Origin of the sequence: Serratia sp. 3ACOL1 (genome assembly GCF_003668775.1) — a bacterium.
Classification (GTDB): Bacteria; Pseudomonadota; Gammaproteobacteria; order Enterobacterales; family Enterobacteriaceae; genus Chania; species Chania fonticola.
In genome coordinates this window covers 5,816,172-5,828,805 of record NZ_CP033055.1, presented here as the reverse complement: position 1 = coordinate 5,828,805, position 12,634 = coordinate 5,816,172, and the positions used below count along the sequence as shown (strand labels likewise).

15 protein-coding genes are annotated in these 12,634 nt (G+C 52.8%); 4 read left to right on the top strand and 11 right to left on the bottom strand.

What is annotated here, in order from left to right; genetic code table 11:
- Positions 1–11: 11 nt before the first annotated feature.
- The 4 genes from D9980_RS26410 to D9980_RS26395 all read right to left on the bottom strand — a co-directional run bounded on the left by D9980_RS26410 (position 12) and on the right by D9980_RS26395 (position 3,616).
- The gene (locus D9980_RS26410) at positions 12–1,580 is read right to left on the bottom strand and encodes an OPT/YSL family transporter (RefSeq protein WP_121608905.1); all 1,569 of its coding nucleotides are present in this window, start codon (positions 1,578–1,580) and stop codon (positions 12–14) included.
- A 213-nt stretch (positions 1,581–1,793) separates the two neighbouring features.
- Positions 1,794–2,567, bottom strand: coding sequence for an IclR family transcriptional regulator (locus tag D9980_RS26405; protein ID WP_024483901.1), 774 nt, complete (start codon positions 2,565–2,567; stop codon positions 1,794–1,796).
- Between the two features lie 406 nt (positions 2,568–2,973).
- The gene (locus tag D9980_RS26400; RefSeq protein ID WP_024483900.1) at positions 2,974–3,168 is read right to left on the bottom strand and encodes a YaiA family protein; all 195 of its coding nucleotides are present in this window, start codon (positions 3,166–3,168) and stop codon (positions 2,974–2,976) included.
- A 58-nt stretch (positions 3,169–3,226) separates the two neighbouring features.
- Positions 3,227–3,616: a nuclear transport factor 2 family protein gene (locus tag D9980_RS26395; RefSeq protein ID WP_121609096.1), complete on the bottom strand. Its 390-nt coding sequence runs from the start codon at positions 3,614–3,616 to the stop codon at positions 3,227–3,229.
- Positions 3,617–3,714: 98 nt separating this feature from the next.
- On the opposite strand from D9980_RS26395, the gene D9980_RS26390 reads away from it, so the two are divergent.
- Entirely contained in the window at positions 3,715–4,437 is a 723-nt protein-coding gene (locus D9980_RS26390) for a helix-turn-helix transcriptional regulator (protein ID WP_024483898.1), read from the top strand.
- 104 nt (positions 4,438–4,541) lie between these two features.
- On the opposite strand, the gene aroL is transcribed toward D9980_RS26390, so the two are convergent.
- Together aroL and D9980_RS26380 are read right to left on the bottom strand one after the other, a co-directional pair.
- Positions 4,542–5,066, bottom strand: coding sequence for a shikimate kinase AroL (gene aroL, locus D9980_RS26385; protein WP_121608904.1), 525 nt, complete (start codon positions 5,064–5,066; stop codon positions 4,542–4,544).
- A gap of 119 nt (positions 5,067–5,185) precedes the next feature.
- Complete coding sequence (locus tag D9980_RS26380) at positions 5,186–5,704, bottom strand: GNAT family N-acetyltransferase (RefSeq protein ID WP_121608903.1); 519 nt, start codon at positions 5,702–5,704, stop codon at positions 5,186–5,188.
- Between the two features lie 230 nt (positions 5,705–5,934).
- Between D9980_RS26380 and D9980_RS26375 the strand changes: the two genes are divergently transcribed.
- A complete protein-coding gene (locus D9980_RS26375; RefSeq protein ID WP_121608902.1) occupies positions 5,935–6,396 on the top strand; it encodes a GNAT family N-acetyltransferase in 462 nt (153 codons plus the stop codon).
- A 277-nt stretch (positions 6,397–6,673) separates the two neighbouring features.
- Here D9980_RS26375 and D9980_RS26370 read toward each other — a convergent pair whose 3' ends face one another.
- Complete coding sequence (locus D9980_RS26370; protein ID WP_121608901.1) at positions 6,674–6,955, bottom strand: DUF1471 domain-containing protein; 282 nt, start codon at positions 6,953–6,955, stop codon at positions 6,674–6,676.
- A 335-nt stretch (positions 6,956–7,290) separates the two neighbouring features.
- Complete coding sequence (locus D9980_RS26365) at positions 7,291–8,652, bottom strand: esterase-like activity of phytase family protein (protein WP_121608900.1); 1,362 nt, start codon at positions 8,650–8,652, stop codon at positions 7,291–7,293.
- 423 nt (positions 8,653–9,075) lie between these two features.
- Between D9980_RS26365 and aqpZ the strand changes: the two genes are divergently transcribed.
- On the top strand, positions 9,076–9,771 hold the full coding sequence (gene aqpZ, locus D9980_RS26360; RefSeq protein WP_024483892.1) for an aquaporin Z: 696 nt from the start codon (positions 9,076–9,078) through the stop codon (positions 9,769–9,771).
- A 42-nt stretch (positions 9,772–9,813) separates the two neighbouring features.
- Here aqpZ and D9980_RS26355 read toward each other — a convergent pair whose 3' ends face one another.
- Positions 9,814–10,584 (bottom strand): class I SAM-dependent methyltransferase, encoded by a 771-nt coding sequence (locus tag D9980_RS26355; protein ID WP_121608899.1) that lies wholly within the window; start codon positions 10,582–10,584, stop codon positions 9,814–9,816.
- Between the two features lie 119 nt (positions 10,585–10,703).
- On the opposite strand from D9980_RS26355, the gene D9980_RS26350 reads away from it, so the two are divergent.
- Entirely contained in the window at positions 10,704–11,489 is a 786-nt protein-coding gene (locus D9980_RS26350) for a helix-turn-helix transcriptional regulator (protein ID WP_121608898.1), read from the top strand.
- A 34-nt stretch (positions 11,490–11,523) separates the two neighbouring features.
- On the opposite strand, the gene D9980_RS26345 is transcribed toward D9980_RS26350, so the two are convergent.
- Both D9980_RS26345 and ycaC read right to left on the bottom strand, forming a co-directional pair.
- Positions 11,524–11,778 (bottom strand): hypothetical protein, encoded by a 255-nt coding sequence (locus tag D9980_RS26345; protein WP_024483889.1) that lies wholly within the window; start codon positions 11,776–11,778, stop codon positions 11,524–11,526.
- A 180-nt stretch (positions 11,779–11,958) separates the two neighbouring features.
- On the bottom strand, positions 11,959–12,585 hold the full coding sequence (gene ycaC, locus D9980_RS26340; protein WP_121608897.1) for an isochorismate family cysteine hydrolase YcaC: 627 nt from the start codon (positions 12,583–12,585) through the stop codon (positions 11,959–11,961).
- Positions 12,586–12,634 lie beyond the last annotated feature (49 nt).

Below are 12,634 nucleotides of genomic sequence, written 5' to 3'. Positions count from 1 at the left end.
CAGGCACGGCGTTATTTTCCCTTGCTGGAAAAGATCGAGTTGAAGAAGTTGTATAGCGCGTCACCGGCAATAAACCCGGCAGCCATGATCTCCATCGGCGCGCGGCCTTTATCCCCCCAGCGTTTGATGATCAGAATGCGCAGCGCGATACCGGCAAGCACCGCCCATCCTGCCAAGGCGTTATTAATCAGCAAACCTGTCGCAAGTAGCACGCCGAGCTGGCGTTTAGGCCCACCAATAAACTGCACTATTGCGCCAGGTATGGCCCAAATCAGCAGGCTGGACGCAATACCGGGCTGGGCTCCTGCCTCAATGGTTTTGGCGTATACCCGAGCCACCGGTGGGATCAACTCCTGCAGGAAATAGCTGGTGTAAGAGAGATAAACCACGGGAATAGCGATCACAAAAGCAATCATGGCGGCAATCAGCTGAATACGCCGCCCCAGCAGTTCCTGCTGTAAATCCTTACCGTAACCCCGCAGGATAAAGCCGGCTTTCAGATCGAACCCCATATCGGCAAACGCCGGCCCGGTCGCTGCGGTAAAACCGGTGAGAATGCACAGCGCCAGAGGAGGGAAACCAAGCATGATCCCAACGATCAGCGTGATCAACGCCACTGCAAATGCCGGAAACCAGCCGGAATGCATCGCCGCAATGCCGACGATCAATTCATGTACAAAGGCAGCAAACGCGGCATAGATGACAAACAGCACCAGCATGGTCAGCGACATTTCGCTGTATAACCCGCCTCCCAAAGCCAGCATCCCGGCAATCACGATATATCCGACAGCCCCCAGACCCAAGGCTTTGCGTACTTCGCTGTCAGGTTGGGTATAGGTCGATGTCGAACTTTGATTTTTGTTGCGGATCACCTGTACCACCTGGATCAATGCCACCAGCCCGGCACCGACCATCACGCCGTGCGGAATATAGTGCGCATTGATATCGACACCGGTCAGCGGCTGGCCATAAGCGCGCAGCAGCAGGCCAACACCGAACATGCTCAGCGCCCAGATATTGCCAATAAATGCGGTACCGAAGGCCGCCATGGGGATCTTCAACATGGAGCCTGCAATCCCCACAACAACGCCGACAACCAGCAACCAGGCCTGTTTACCACCACGGTCACCAGCCTTGATAGCCTCCGCCGCCGCGACTCCTGGGGGCCAGGCATTTGCCGCCGGGAACACTTTAGTGTCAAACATCCGGTACAGCAGGTAAGCATCCAGCAGCATCGCCGCCGCTACGCCGCAAAACATCGGCAGGATCAATTGCGGTTGCCCCATGACATAAGGCACGGCAATCGGCATCAGCAGGCTATTGGCCGCGCCGAAAGTAGCTGAGGAGATTACTGTTTGGGCCAGATTCTGGGTATGTATCGAACGATAGCGTTGGAACATGCGCAGCGGGATCCGTGCCAGCAGCATGGCGATCAGCGCACCGATAATCGAAGTATTGGGCGTCACGCCCAAGGTGGTGATCAACTGTACGCCAATTATCGCCCCGACGATGGATAACAGCACCATCACCAGTAGCGTACCGATATCTTTCAATGGATTACTCGTTGTCTCTGGTTTCATAAATCCACCCTGTGAATATCCCTGCTAAATGGCAAAAATAATATTTCGGACACGGATTTCCGATAGAGTTCCATTATTCTAAACTCTACGCGGTGAAATAAATTATTTAGTGCCTGCCTTGGCCACATTAATGGCAGAATAACTCCCTCTGCTATTAACTAATCAGCGACATGCCCTGGTGTTGGCGCGCTAATAAAGCCGGTTTACGGTGAGCTATTTGATCTCTTGCCAATAGTCATCACCGAGTTTTTCTGCCAGTTGTCGGGAAACCGTCATTAATGCCTCAAGCACCTGGGGAGAATAAGGCTGATCCTCGGCTTGTGAGGGGAAAGAAAGACATAATCCCACCGTCTCACTGCGGTGCTTATTCATCACCGAGGTTGCCAATGAACTGATACCCGGCAGCGTTTCGTTACGGGCCAATGACCAGCCCTGCTGCCGGATGGTTGCCAACTTTTGCAGCAACGCCTCCAGCGTTTTTGGAGAGTTTGCCGAAGCGACCTGGTAGCCAGCAGCAAACCGCTCACGCACCTGCTCATCACTTTCTCGCGCAAGTATCGCGCGCCCCACAGAGGTTTCTGCCGCTGGCGAACTGGCCCCCACCGGTGTCACCACCTGCAAAAAATGGCGGCCAGGCAGCGTACGCATCACCCAATTCTCCCGCCCCTCCAACATCGATATATAGCCGGTACAGAAGGTTAACTGATTAAGCTGCATCATCGCCGCCGTGGCACTTTCCACCAGCGGAGTGGAAAGATAATGGCTGGCCACCCCAAGCAGCAGATAGCCAATATGGTACTGACGGCTTTGCGGATCCCGCTCTAAAAGCCCCTGGCTTTCCATCGTTTGTAGCAGACGCGAAACGGTGCTTTTTGGCAACCTCAACCTTTCGACGACATCAGTAAAAGAAATCCCCCCTTGGCCATGCGTTATCTGCCGTTGAGAAAATAGTTTTAATACCGCAGCAGCATTTTCCAAGGTAGTCATGGCTCGCCTTGTTCCACTATATGGAACCCAGTTCCCAATCGATATTTAGAAACCTAAAACCCACACCACTTATCGTCAAGCAGTTTATTTTTATCACACGGCGAAATTACAGCGAATGATGCTTTAATATTGAAAATACTGCACAGATCGCAAAGTCATTTTCCGAGATGATTAGCATATGTCCGTCTTTCAGCGTCAATATCAGCATAAGATACCAATATTCACCAAGTCATCAGCGCGGCGGATGCCGCTATTAAAAGATTGCGTAAGATACCAATAGCGAGAGAAGTCTCGAACAGAATGATGAGGATGGACCCAAATGCGGGGGAAGACCGGTCATGGATAGCACAACGCAGTTGAAAAAATGAAGCCGGTTTATACCGGCCACTTGTTATGACACCGCAGGCTATTCGCCCAGGTTTTCATCCTCGTAACGCCGCTTGGCATCTAACGCTTCCCGCTCGGTTTCGTGCTCGCTGATCAGCGTATCGGGTTTGGGGTGATCGGCCCGTAGCTCATACCAACGAACCTGCTTGCCCACTTCGCCCTTATCTACGGCCTTGATACGCGCCGTTCTCGGGTAGGGAGGTTTACTCGGCATAGTGCTCTCCAATGTGATGACCTGCGGTTAAGTATAGACAACCCCCCTAAAATGCCAGTTATCGGCGCGACCCCAAATCCCGATCCTGGTGTTCACCGGCCAGCAGCTGCGTCAATTCAACACAGGATTGGATCTGGCTATCACGCACGGTGAAATGAGCCAACACCCTGATCTGGCTCTGGCTGCCATCACGTTTTTCAATATTCACCCAATGATGGGTGAAGACATTTTCCCCGGCGGCGGCGATGGCGAGGATCTCAAGCTGCATGCTGCAGGTGATCTGTTTAAGCAAGGCCATATGCTGGATAAACTGCGGGTAATCTAGCGTCTGGCCATCCACCGTCTGGCGATAGTGGCGGCTGAACAGCTTGGCAATCAGCTCGGGCTGGTGTTCGGGGTTGGCTACAATTTGCTGTAAAGCTGACAGGACAAGAGTTTGGTGAGTCATGCTGTTTTCTCCGGTGTGATAGCGTCCGAAGAGCATAAAGGTAATCAGTAATGGCATAATAACCGTATCAAGATATTCAATAACGCTAATCGGCCAATCTGATGAAACTGCACAGCGAACGTTTGTTGCACGCTAAAAAACACCTGACGCCTTGGCATCAGCATCAACAGGGGCAGGTTTATCTGTTGAGCCACGGGATGATGATGTTGGAAACCGCAGGGCAGCAGTGGGCGATGACCGCCGGTAACCTTGGCTGGCTTCCGCCCCACTGCCCTCATCAGGCGCTGGCCTGCGGCAAGGTGATCGGCTGGATCCTCTATTTACCTGAGGCCTGCTGCAACACACTGGCGGCAACGCCACGCCTGACCGCCGCCAACGCCTTAAGCTCGGCGCTGGTTGAACGCATTGCACAGTTTTCTGCGCCGCTCGACATGGCGCAACAACGTTTGGTGGAGGTTCTGCTTGATGAGATGCGAAGCGAGGAGGCCGAACCGCTGCAACTACCGCTGCCGCAAGATGCCCGGTTGCTGAAAATTGCCTATGGCTTATTGAACGATCCCGCCAATGATCGCCAACAAGGTGAATGGGCTGCATGGGCGGGTTTAAGCCCCCGCACCCTTAGCCGACGCTTTATGCAGGAAACCGGTATGAGTTTTTCCCGCTGGCGTCAACAAGCCAGGGTGATCCGTTCGTTGGAGGCGCTATCGGCCGGTATGCCCGTCGCTAACGTGGCCAACGAATGTGGCTATGATAACGTCAGCGCCTATATTGCCGCCTTCCGTCAGCGATTTGGCATAACGCCAGGGCTTTATTTTACTTAGCGGCATAAGGCTAAGCGGGCGCAGCATGCGGCGCCCCTACAGCACATAGCGAGTTGGTTGGGATTGGTCAGTGATATCGTGGCACAAGATGTGGCCAGAGAAAGTTACTTTACCGCCTCGCCTTGCAAGACAGCCAATATTTGCTCGACTACCTGCTGGGGATTAGCTGTACCATCCATGACATGGTGTGCGGCCTCCTGATAGAGAGCCTCACGTACCGCCAATACTTCCATCATTTCTTCGGTAATGGGGCGACCAGTGAGCGTTGGGCGCTGCCCTTCTTCCGGAAACTCTGCCAACCGTTGCGCCAGTACGCTGGCTGGGGCACGCAGGTAGATCACCGTGCCATGCTGACGCATAAAACGCCGGTTCTCTTCGGCCAGGATCGCCCCGCCGCCGGTGGCAACTATGGTTGACGGTTGGGTTACCGCTTGCAGGGTCTGGGTTTCGCGCTGGCGAAAACCCTGCCAACCCACCTGTGCAACCATGTCCGCTACGCTCATTTGCGTGGTTTGCTGCATAAACAGATCGGTATCGATAAACCGATAGCCCAGCGCCTGCGCCAATGCACTGCCGACCGTGGTTTTACCTGCTCCACGAGCTCCTACCATAAAAATGGCTTGTGTCATTACGGGTTGTCCCTTTTGCGGTGACTGAATGCATTAGATTGCCTGCGAAGCTGCCCGCAGGTCGATCGAGCGTTGGCGTTGTAACTTCATCATACCGCCCTGAATCTGTATTTCAATCTTTACGATAGTGTAAATTCCATAGCACAGCGGCTATTGGCAGCAAACCCGTGCTCTACCTCCTGCGCCAGAAGATGCTGTAGATACGCATCCAGCCGCGCGACAGGAAGGGTGCGAAAGCCCAGGCGCTGGTAATAAGGTGCATTCCATGCCACTTGCACGAAAGTCGTTAGCGTTAACCGTTGGATGCCTTGGCGCAAGGCGAGACCGGCAATCTCTTCGATCAGGCGCTTGCCCACGCCTTGCCGCTGCCAATCGGCCGCAACCGAAAGCTCGGCGATATGCCAGCTGTGCGGAAATGGCTGCACCGCGATAAAACCGGCGATCTGCTCAGTTGGGCTAGCCATCACCCACTCCTGCTGCTGTTCGATAAAATCGACGTGCTGCTGCGGGCTCATCACCTCGCCTTCGGCAATAAACTGTAACTCTGGCTGCTGGCGAAACAGCTGAGCGGCGGAACGTTCAACCGCGACCAACTGCGGGATATCCTGCGGTTGTGCCAAGCGTAGCTTCAGGCTCATGTCTGGCTCCTGGTTAGCGGCCGGCTATTTAAACAGATTTTGTCGCAGGCAGAAATCACCAATAGCGCCATAAAGTGCTATATGATAATTACTCTCATTTAAATATTCAATCAACAGCGAAGATACGGCTTCCTTTTCCAAGAACGACATCAGCAGATAAAAAAACCAAAAGCAGTCGCCACGCTGCGGCCTTGCAGGCTAAATTGGTATCACAACACCGGGGGATAAATATGGCTCAACAGATTGTTACGCTGACAGACTACCCACACTTTGCCGACGTCTGTGCCGCTTGGGCATTCGGCCAATGGGGCTCACAACGCGGCGGCACGTTAGAACGTACCCGCCAACGCTTTGCTTTGTGCAGCAAACCCAGCGAGGATTTCCTGACGCTACTGCTGATTGATGGCGAGCGCCCACTGGGGATGGCCAGCCTGTGGCCAAGTGACGACCATCATCGCATGGATCTCTCCCCCTGGTTGGCCGGTGTCTTTGTACACCCGGATCATCGGCGGCAGGGTATTGCCCAGCGCCTGGAGCAGGCGATCGTCAACGCGGCCCAACAACGCAACCATCCCGTTCTGCATCTGATCACCGATCACAGCGAGGCGTTGTACGCCGGTTGGGGCTGGCAGACTATTGAACGCCGCCAGCAATATGGCGACGAAGTGGTGGTGATGGAAAAGCGGCTGTGATCGTTAATAAAATGCAACTGGGCATCATAAAATAAAAACCCAAAAGGCTGCGATAATAATCAACCAACAAAGTATTAGACAGATTATTATCCGCAGCCGTCTATACCCGTCGCCTTTCAAGCTGCAGCGTTGTTACCTGCACTTACACACCCCAGTCACTTACTAAACGTAAGCTCCTGGGGATGAGTAAGTTTGTCGCCTAGCTGCAGCTTGAAATTCATAGGGTAATTTATATTGGCCAACCGAATTGGCCACTTAACTATTTATCGTGAATTAATTAACGATAAACTTCTGCAGTACCGCGCCAAGCGCTGGAATCCCCTGGATTATCCAGGCCAATGATTCGATAGTGTGTTGCGCCGTCTTCAGTCGCTTTTTGTTTCAACGCATGGATAGCGTCATCCGGTGAACCGCTGATACCGGAAACTGACACCACGCCGATGCTCTGCATGCTGCTGGCTTGAGCGTTATCAACCTGTTTGGCGCCCATGGTTGCGGCCAGGGTGGAGAATGAAGCGGTGGCGATCAGTGCTGCTGCGATGCATGGTAATAGTTTCATGATTGACTCCGTTATTTTCATTTGAACTCGTTCTCAGTGAGGTTAATTATGCGTTAACCATTGAAAACAGACGTCATCCAATGTAAAGAAGCTCAATCATTGTGAGCAAAATAAGGAGAAAGTAAGAGTGGGTATTTCCTGATAGCGCATAACTTTATTTATAGCGCAAATTTTACGCTCTATTTGAAAAAATGAGTAATTATATTTAGTCAACTGAGGTAACCCGGTTTATTTTAAAGCAATTTTCCTTCTCACTCCCCCCGCTCAACGGATAATTGGGCCAAACCTGGCCCAATTATCCGGCAGACATTCCTCTATCGACTTGCTGCGTCCGTTCAGCGCAAGGGCTCTGGCAGGGTTAACACCCACAGTTCGCTCAAGGACTCTGGCTGTTCCAATGGCCGCAATTCAATCGTCGTGTTTACCGGTTTACCTGCCAAACTTAGCTTCCCTTGCTGATCCAGCTGATAGTTGCCAATCTTCTTCCCTTCAGGCTCGGCGTTGACCAGCTTGGCCTGCAAACCAAAATCGTTGTCGTTAATCACCGCCAGTGTGCGGTTGTCGATCAGCGCCAATCCTTCTACCTTCTCCTGCTGCCAACCCAGTTTACGCAGATCGGCCACTTCACGTTTCTGGGCCAGCTTCACCCCTCGCTTGGCCAGTTCGCTGGCATCAGCAAATTCCAGCGCTTTGCCCTGGCCGTCGAACGATGTCAGATCGCTGGCCTGGCTGAGATCAACCAGATAGATCTTGTTCATCATCTGTTTGTCTTTGTCACCACCCTGTTCAATCAGCAGGATGTGTTGATTATCGACCGCCACGATATCGCCAATCTTGGCATCTTTGGCTTTCTGGTAACGGGTGATATCGATCGGATAACCATACATGGCCGTTTTGCCACTGGCAGGGTCAAAGCTGACCAAACGGGTAAACTGCGCCTGGTTTTTGCTCTTGCTATCGATATCCAGCGTGCTCTGCACCGCGGCCAGGATCCGTCCATCCGGCAAACGGGTTACGCCTTCAAAACCCCGGTTCGGTTGACGCCATTTAATGATGTTTGGCAGGCCGCTGGCAACCGCCTGCTCCCCCGCTAACGGCGTCGGGCCATATTTCGCCAGAATTTTACCCTGGCCATCGATATGGATCAGGAAGGGGCCATATTCGTCACACAGCCAATAGCCTCCTTTGCCGTCTGGCGTGATCCCTTCGGTATCCAACCCGCGTTTGTCACTCGGCAGCGGCTTGAGCGTATCCGTCAATGCCACTTCATTAGTTGAGCCAATCAGGTTGCCAGGCAGAGGCAAGCCGCTAATAGGGCCTTTATCATCGTGCAGAGGACGGGCTTGGGTGGCTATAGCCTTACCGCCACCAATACGGATTTCCATCAATAGGGGAACAAAAGCCGGGTTGGCAAAAATCTTGGCCTCCTGTTTGCCGACTGCTGGCGCATCGGCGTTCGGGCCACGATCGGTCACGGTGGTCAGCAGCAGATTCCCCCCTTCCTGGCCATTAAATACCAGCCCGGAACCAATCCCTACCGGCAGCCCATTGGGAAACTGGCTGGCAAAAGCGCCGGAATAGCCCACGCGATCGCCATCAGGAAAGCTGACGTTGTAACGAGCAACGCCAATATCGGCAGCATGGGACAACAGCGGTAATACAGAGGCCAACAACACGCCAAGCGGTTTGATTCTCATAGCATTAACTCTTTGTAAGGGAAAGTAACAGCCTGAGAGCCTAACCACCAACGGTGACATTTTCATGACAGCTGAGTCTAATTCAGCGGATAACAAATAGAAATAAACAATCATCCCATCATTATTGAGTGATAAAAACAAATTGAAAAATAAGAATTACCCCACGAGACAAATAAAACAGATGATTAATCCTATAGGAAATAAGAAAATTACCTACCGCAAAGATAAAAAAACAGCAAAAGGAGGATAATTTCTTAAAATACTCGCTTTCACATAGACAAAATAAAAAGATAGGGCTTTAATACCGGCCGTCATCGAAGGTGTGCGCGAAAATTTATGCTTTAGACCACTACAATATTAAAAAGGTGCTCTATAGTTTTAGTGCTAACACCCGTTAGTTTTTTCCCCAGCAGGATGGAGTCTATGTCAAAGCGACTTTTTGCCGAATTTTTCGGTACTTTTTGGTTGGTGTTCGGTGGTTGCGGTAGCGCAGTGCTGGCCGCAGCGTTTCCTCAATTAGGTATTGGTTTTGCTGGTGTGGCTTTAGCGTTCGGCCTTACCGTGGTAACCATGGCCTATGCTGTCGGCCATATTTCTGGTGGGCACTTTAACCCAGCGGTCACTATGGGATTATTTGCAGGCGGCCGTTTCCCTGCCAAAGATGTTATTCCCTATGTGGTTGCCCAGGTGATTGGTGGTATTGCTGCCGCCGCGGTACTTTATTTAGTTGCCAGCGGTAAAACCGGCTTTGATGCAACTGCCAGCGGTTTTGCGTCTAACGGCTACGGTGAGCATTCACCGGGTGGCTATTCTTTGCAGGCCGCCATCGTTATTGAATTAGTATTGACTGCATTCTTCCTGATCGTTATCCATGGTGCGACCGATAAACGCGCACCGGCAGGCTTTGCGCCTTTGGCTATCGGCCTGGCGTTGACGCTGATCCACCTGATCAGTATTCCTGTTACCAATACCTCAGTTAACCCGGCACGTAGTACCGCCGTGGCAATCTTCCAGGGTACCTGGGCGTTGCAACAGCTGTGGGTATTCTGGCTGGTACCGCTGATCGGCGGTGTTATCGGTGGTTTGATCTACCGTTGCCTGTTAGAAGACAAGAAGTAAGCATCGATTTTCAGGGCAGCCCGCAACGGCTGCCCTGAAATATTAACCTTTCACCGCTTCGAACATCATGATGTCACTGGTAAATGAGCCGTCGGCCTGAATCGCAAAGTGTTGGCTAACATCTTCTGCTACCCCCTGCTGTAACGCACGGATCGCCGTGACAAAATGCTCAGGCGTCCGCATCCGCGCCACCCAACTGCTGAACTCCAGATCCAAACGATCGGCCGTGACTTCCCGCACCAATAACCCTGACTCGGTCAACATGCTCAGCCACTCACCCGGTGCATAGTTACGCACGTGCGAAGTATCCCGCAGCACTTCGACCGTTTGCAGATAGATATCCAATAACGGATGCCCCGGGGAAACCACATCCATAAAGATGGCTCGCCCGCCTGGTTTCAATACCCGTTTAACTTCACGCAGTGCCCGACCGACATCGTGCCAATGGTGTGCCGAGTAGCGGCTGATCACCACGTCAAAGCTGGCATCATCAAAGGGTAACGACTCTGCTACGCCCTGCTGCAGCTGAATATTCTCCAATCCCTTTTCCTGCGCCGCGTTGCCGACCACCGTCAGCATCTGCGCCGACAGATCGTACGCCACCACCTGCCCAACATGGGCCGCAGCGGTAAAGCTGGCGTGTCCTGCCCCACACCCCAGATCGAGCAAGCGGGAATCGGTACTGCCTGCCAACAGCTTGGCCAGGCGTTGCAGGTCTTTCCCTTGCGCGTGTACCGCACTGGTCAGGTAGGCATTGGCCTGTTCGCCAAACTGGCGGTCGACCGCATTTTTATGGCTGTTGCTGATGCTCATAGCTGCTCCCATTATTATCTGGCTTACGCCGGTGCCGAGATGGCTGGTAATGACTATAATCAAGCAGCTATACGGGTACAATATGAGCAGTTATCCTAGTATAAACAGGTACCACCCTAATGGAATCAGACGCAATATCCAGCCAGAAAGCCCTAGGTGCCTTTTTGCGTGCGCACCGCGAGCGGATCACGCCAGAAATGCTGGGCCTGCCCACCGCTACACGCCGCCGCACCAGCGGTTTGCGCCGTGAAGAACTGGCACAAATCAGCGGCATCAGTGCCACCTGGTATACCTGGATAGAACAGGGGCGCGAGGTGTCGATTTCCCCCTATACGCTGGCACGCATCGCCACGGCGTTACGGCTGGGCCATGCCGAGCGGCACTACCTGTTCACCTTGGCACATATCACCGATCCTGAAAAAGAACAGCCGCAGGAAACGGTTAATGCCGCCGTGCTGCAAAGCGTGCATCAAATGACCGTGCCCTGTTATCTGCTGGATCTCACCTGGAATATGATGGCCTGGAACCCACAGGCGGAGGAGTTGTTCTGCGATTGGCTTAAGCAGGCAAAAACCCCCAACCTGCTGCGCTTCATGTTTTTTCACCCTCAGGCGAAGGTGCTGGTCAGCGACTGGGAAAATCGGGCTCGACGAGTGGTGGCCGAGTTTCGTGCCGAAACCAGCCATCATCAGGGAACGGAAGAGATACGCGCCTTTGTGCGCAATATGACCCACAACAGCGAAGCTTTTCACCATTGGTGGAAGCAGCAGGACGTGATGGCCCGTGAAGGCGGTGAACGTACCTTCAGCCACCCACAGCAAGGGGAGCGGCATTTTCAGCAGGTGACGTTCTACCCGGCGGAGCACAGCGGGTTGAAGTTGGTTATGTTAATGCCGTTATGCTAGCCCGCTAAAAAATTATTGCGCCTGGCAAACGGCATCAGACCGTTTCGTCTGTGCCGATCTTCGCCAGAACCTGGCGGTAGGCTTTGACTTTCTGGCGTTTCTTCAGCCAGGTGGTGGTTGAAACGATAAAAATGGCGCCGGACATGGCCAATACGCCGGTGGGATGACCATAAAACGCCATCAGAGCAAAGTAAGCGGCTGAAACAATTGCCACCCATTTCGCCGAATTGCCGACGGCATTTTTTTCTAGACTCAACCGGCGGAGTGCTTCTTCTTCACTGATTCCCATACGCGCTCCTTGTGAAATTAACACTCCATTATATGGGGAAATACCGCTGAATTTTCAATCGGTTTCTCAGTAAAGAAGCGTAAATTTCAATACGTTGCCCGTTGAGCAAAGAGAGGGGGATGAGATTTGGGGAGACGTTTTATTGGAACAGGGCGCAGCCTGATAGCTGCGCCACACCGATTACTTGCCTGAGGTCAGCGCACTGTAGCTGGTCATCAGGTTACGATAGTCTGGAATATGGTTGGCAAACAGCGTCCCCAAGCCTTCGATATCATTACGCCAGTCACGGTGCAATTCGCAAGCCACGCCGAACCAGGTCATTAACTGCGCCCCTTCAGCTTCCATGCGGCTCCATGCGGATTGCCGCGTCAATTCGTTAAAGGTACCGGAGGCATCGGTCACCACAAAGACCTCAAAACCTTCAGCCAGTGCCGACAATGCCGGGAACGCCACGCAGACCTCCGTTACTACGCCAGCAATAATCAACTGTTTGCGGCCAGTGGCTTTAACCGCATTAACGAAGTCTTCATTGTCCCAGGCGTTAATCTGACCAGGGCGTGCGATATAAGGCGCATCTGGGAACTGGGCCTTTAACTCGGGCACCAAAGGACCATTGGGGCCAGTTTCAAAACTGGTGGTCAGGATGGTCGGCAGATTGAAGTATTTTGCCAGGTCACCCAGAGCCAATACGTTGTTCTTGAAACGATCGGGATCGATATCGCGTACCAGTGATAGCAGCCCAGCCTGATGATCCACCAGCAGCACGGCGGCCTGGTCTTTATCGAGACGCTTGTAATTTGCTGTCATGTTACAACTCCTTCCTAAGGGTAAGTTCGGCCCGACGAATAGGGCCACG

Bases quoted from the DNA above. Each gene is read 5' to 3' on its own strand.
- D9980_RS26410 (WP_121608905.1), bottom strand. From the start codon at position 1,580: ATGAAACCAGAGACAACGAGTAATCCATTGAAAGATATCGGTACGCTA.
- D9980_RS26405 (WP_024483901.1), bottom strand. From the start codon at position 2,567: ATGACTACCTTGGAAAATGCTGCTGCGGTATTAAAACTATTTTCTCAA.
- D9980_RS26400 (WP_024483900.1), bottom strand. From the start codon at position 3,168: ATGCCGAGTAAACCTCCCTACCCGAGAACGGCGCGTATCAAGGCCGTA.
- D9980_RS26395 (WP_121609096.1), bottom strand. From the start codon at position 3,616: ATGACTCACCAAACTCTTGTCCTGTCAGCTTTACAGCAAATTGTAGCC.
- aroL (WP_121608904.1), bottom strand. From the start codon at position 5,066: ATGACACAAGCCATTTTTATGGTAGGAGCTCGTGGAGCAGGTAAAACC.
- D9980_RS26380 (WP_121608903.1), bottom strand. From the start codon at position 5,704: ATGAGCCTGAAGCTACGCTTGGCACAACCGCAGGATATCCCGCAGTTG.
- D9980_RS26375 (WP_121608902.1), top strand. From the start codon at position 5,935: ATGGCTCAACAGATTGTTACGCTGACAGACTACCCACACTTTGCCGAC.
- D9980_RS26370 (WP_121608901.1), bottom strand. From the start codon at position 6,955: ATGAAACTATTACCATGCATCGCAGCAGCACTGATCGCCACCGCTTCA.
- D9980_RS26365 (WP_121608900.1), bottom strand. From the start codon at position 8,652: ATGAGAATCAAACCGCTTGGCGTGTTGTTGGCCTCTGTATTACCGCTG.
- aqpZ (WP_024483892.1), top strand. From the start codon at position 9,076: ATGTCAAAGCGACTTTTTGCCGAATTTTTCGGTACTTTTTGGTTGGTG.
- D9980_RS26355 (WP_121608899.1), bottom strand. From the start codon at position 10,584: ATGAGCATCAGCAACAGCCATAAAAATGCGGTCGACCGCCAGTTTGGC.
- D9980_RS26350 (WP_121608898.1), top strand. From the start codon at position 10,704: ATGGAATCAGACGCAATATCCAGCCAGAAAGCCCTAGGTGCCTTTTTG.
- D9980_RS26345 (WP_024483889.1), bottom strand. From the start codon at position 11,778: ATGGGAATCAGTGAAGAAGAAGCACTCCGCCGGTTGAGTCTAGAAAAA.
- ycaC (WP_121608897.1), bottom strand. From the start codon at position 12,585: ATGACAGCAAATTACAAGCGTCTCGATAAAGACCAGGCCGCCGTGCTG.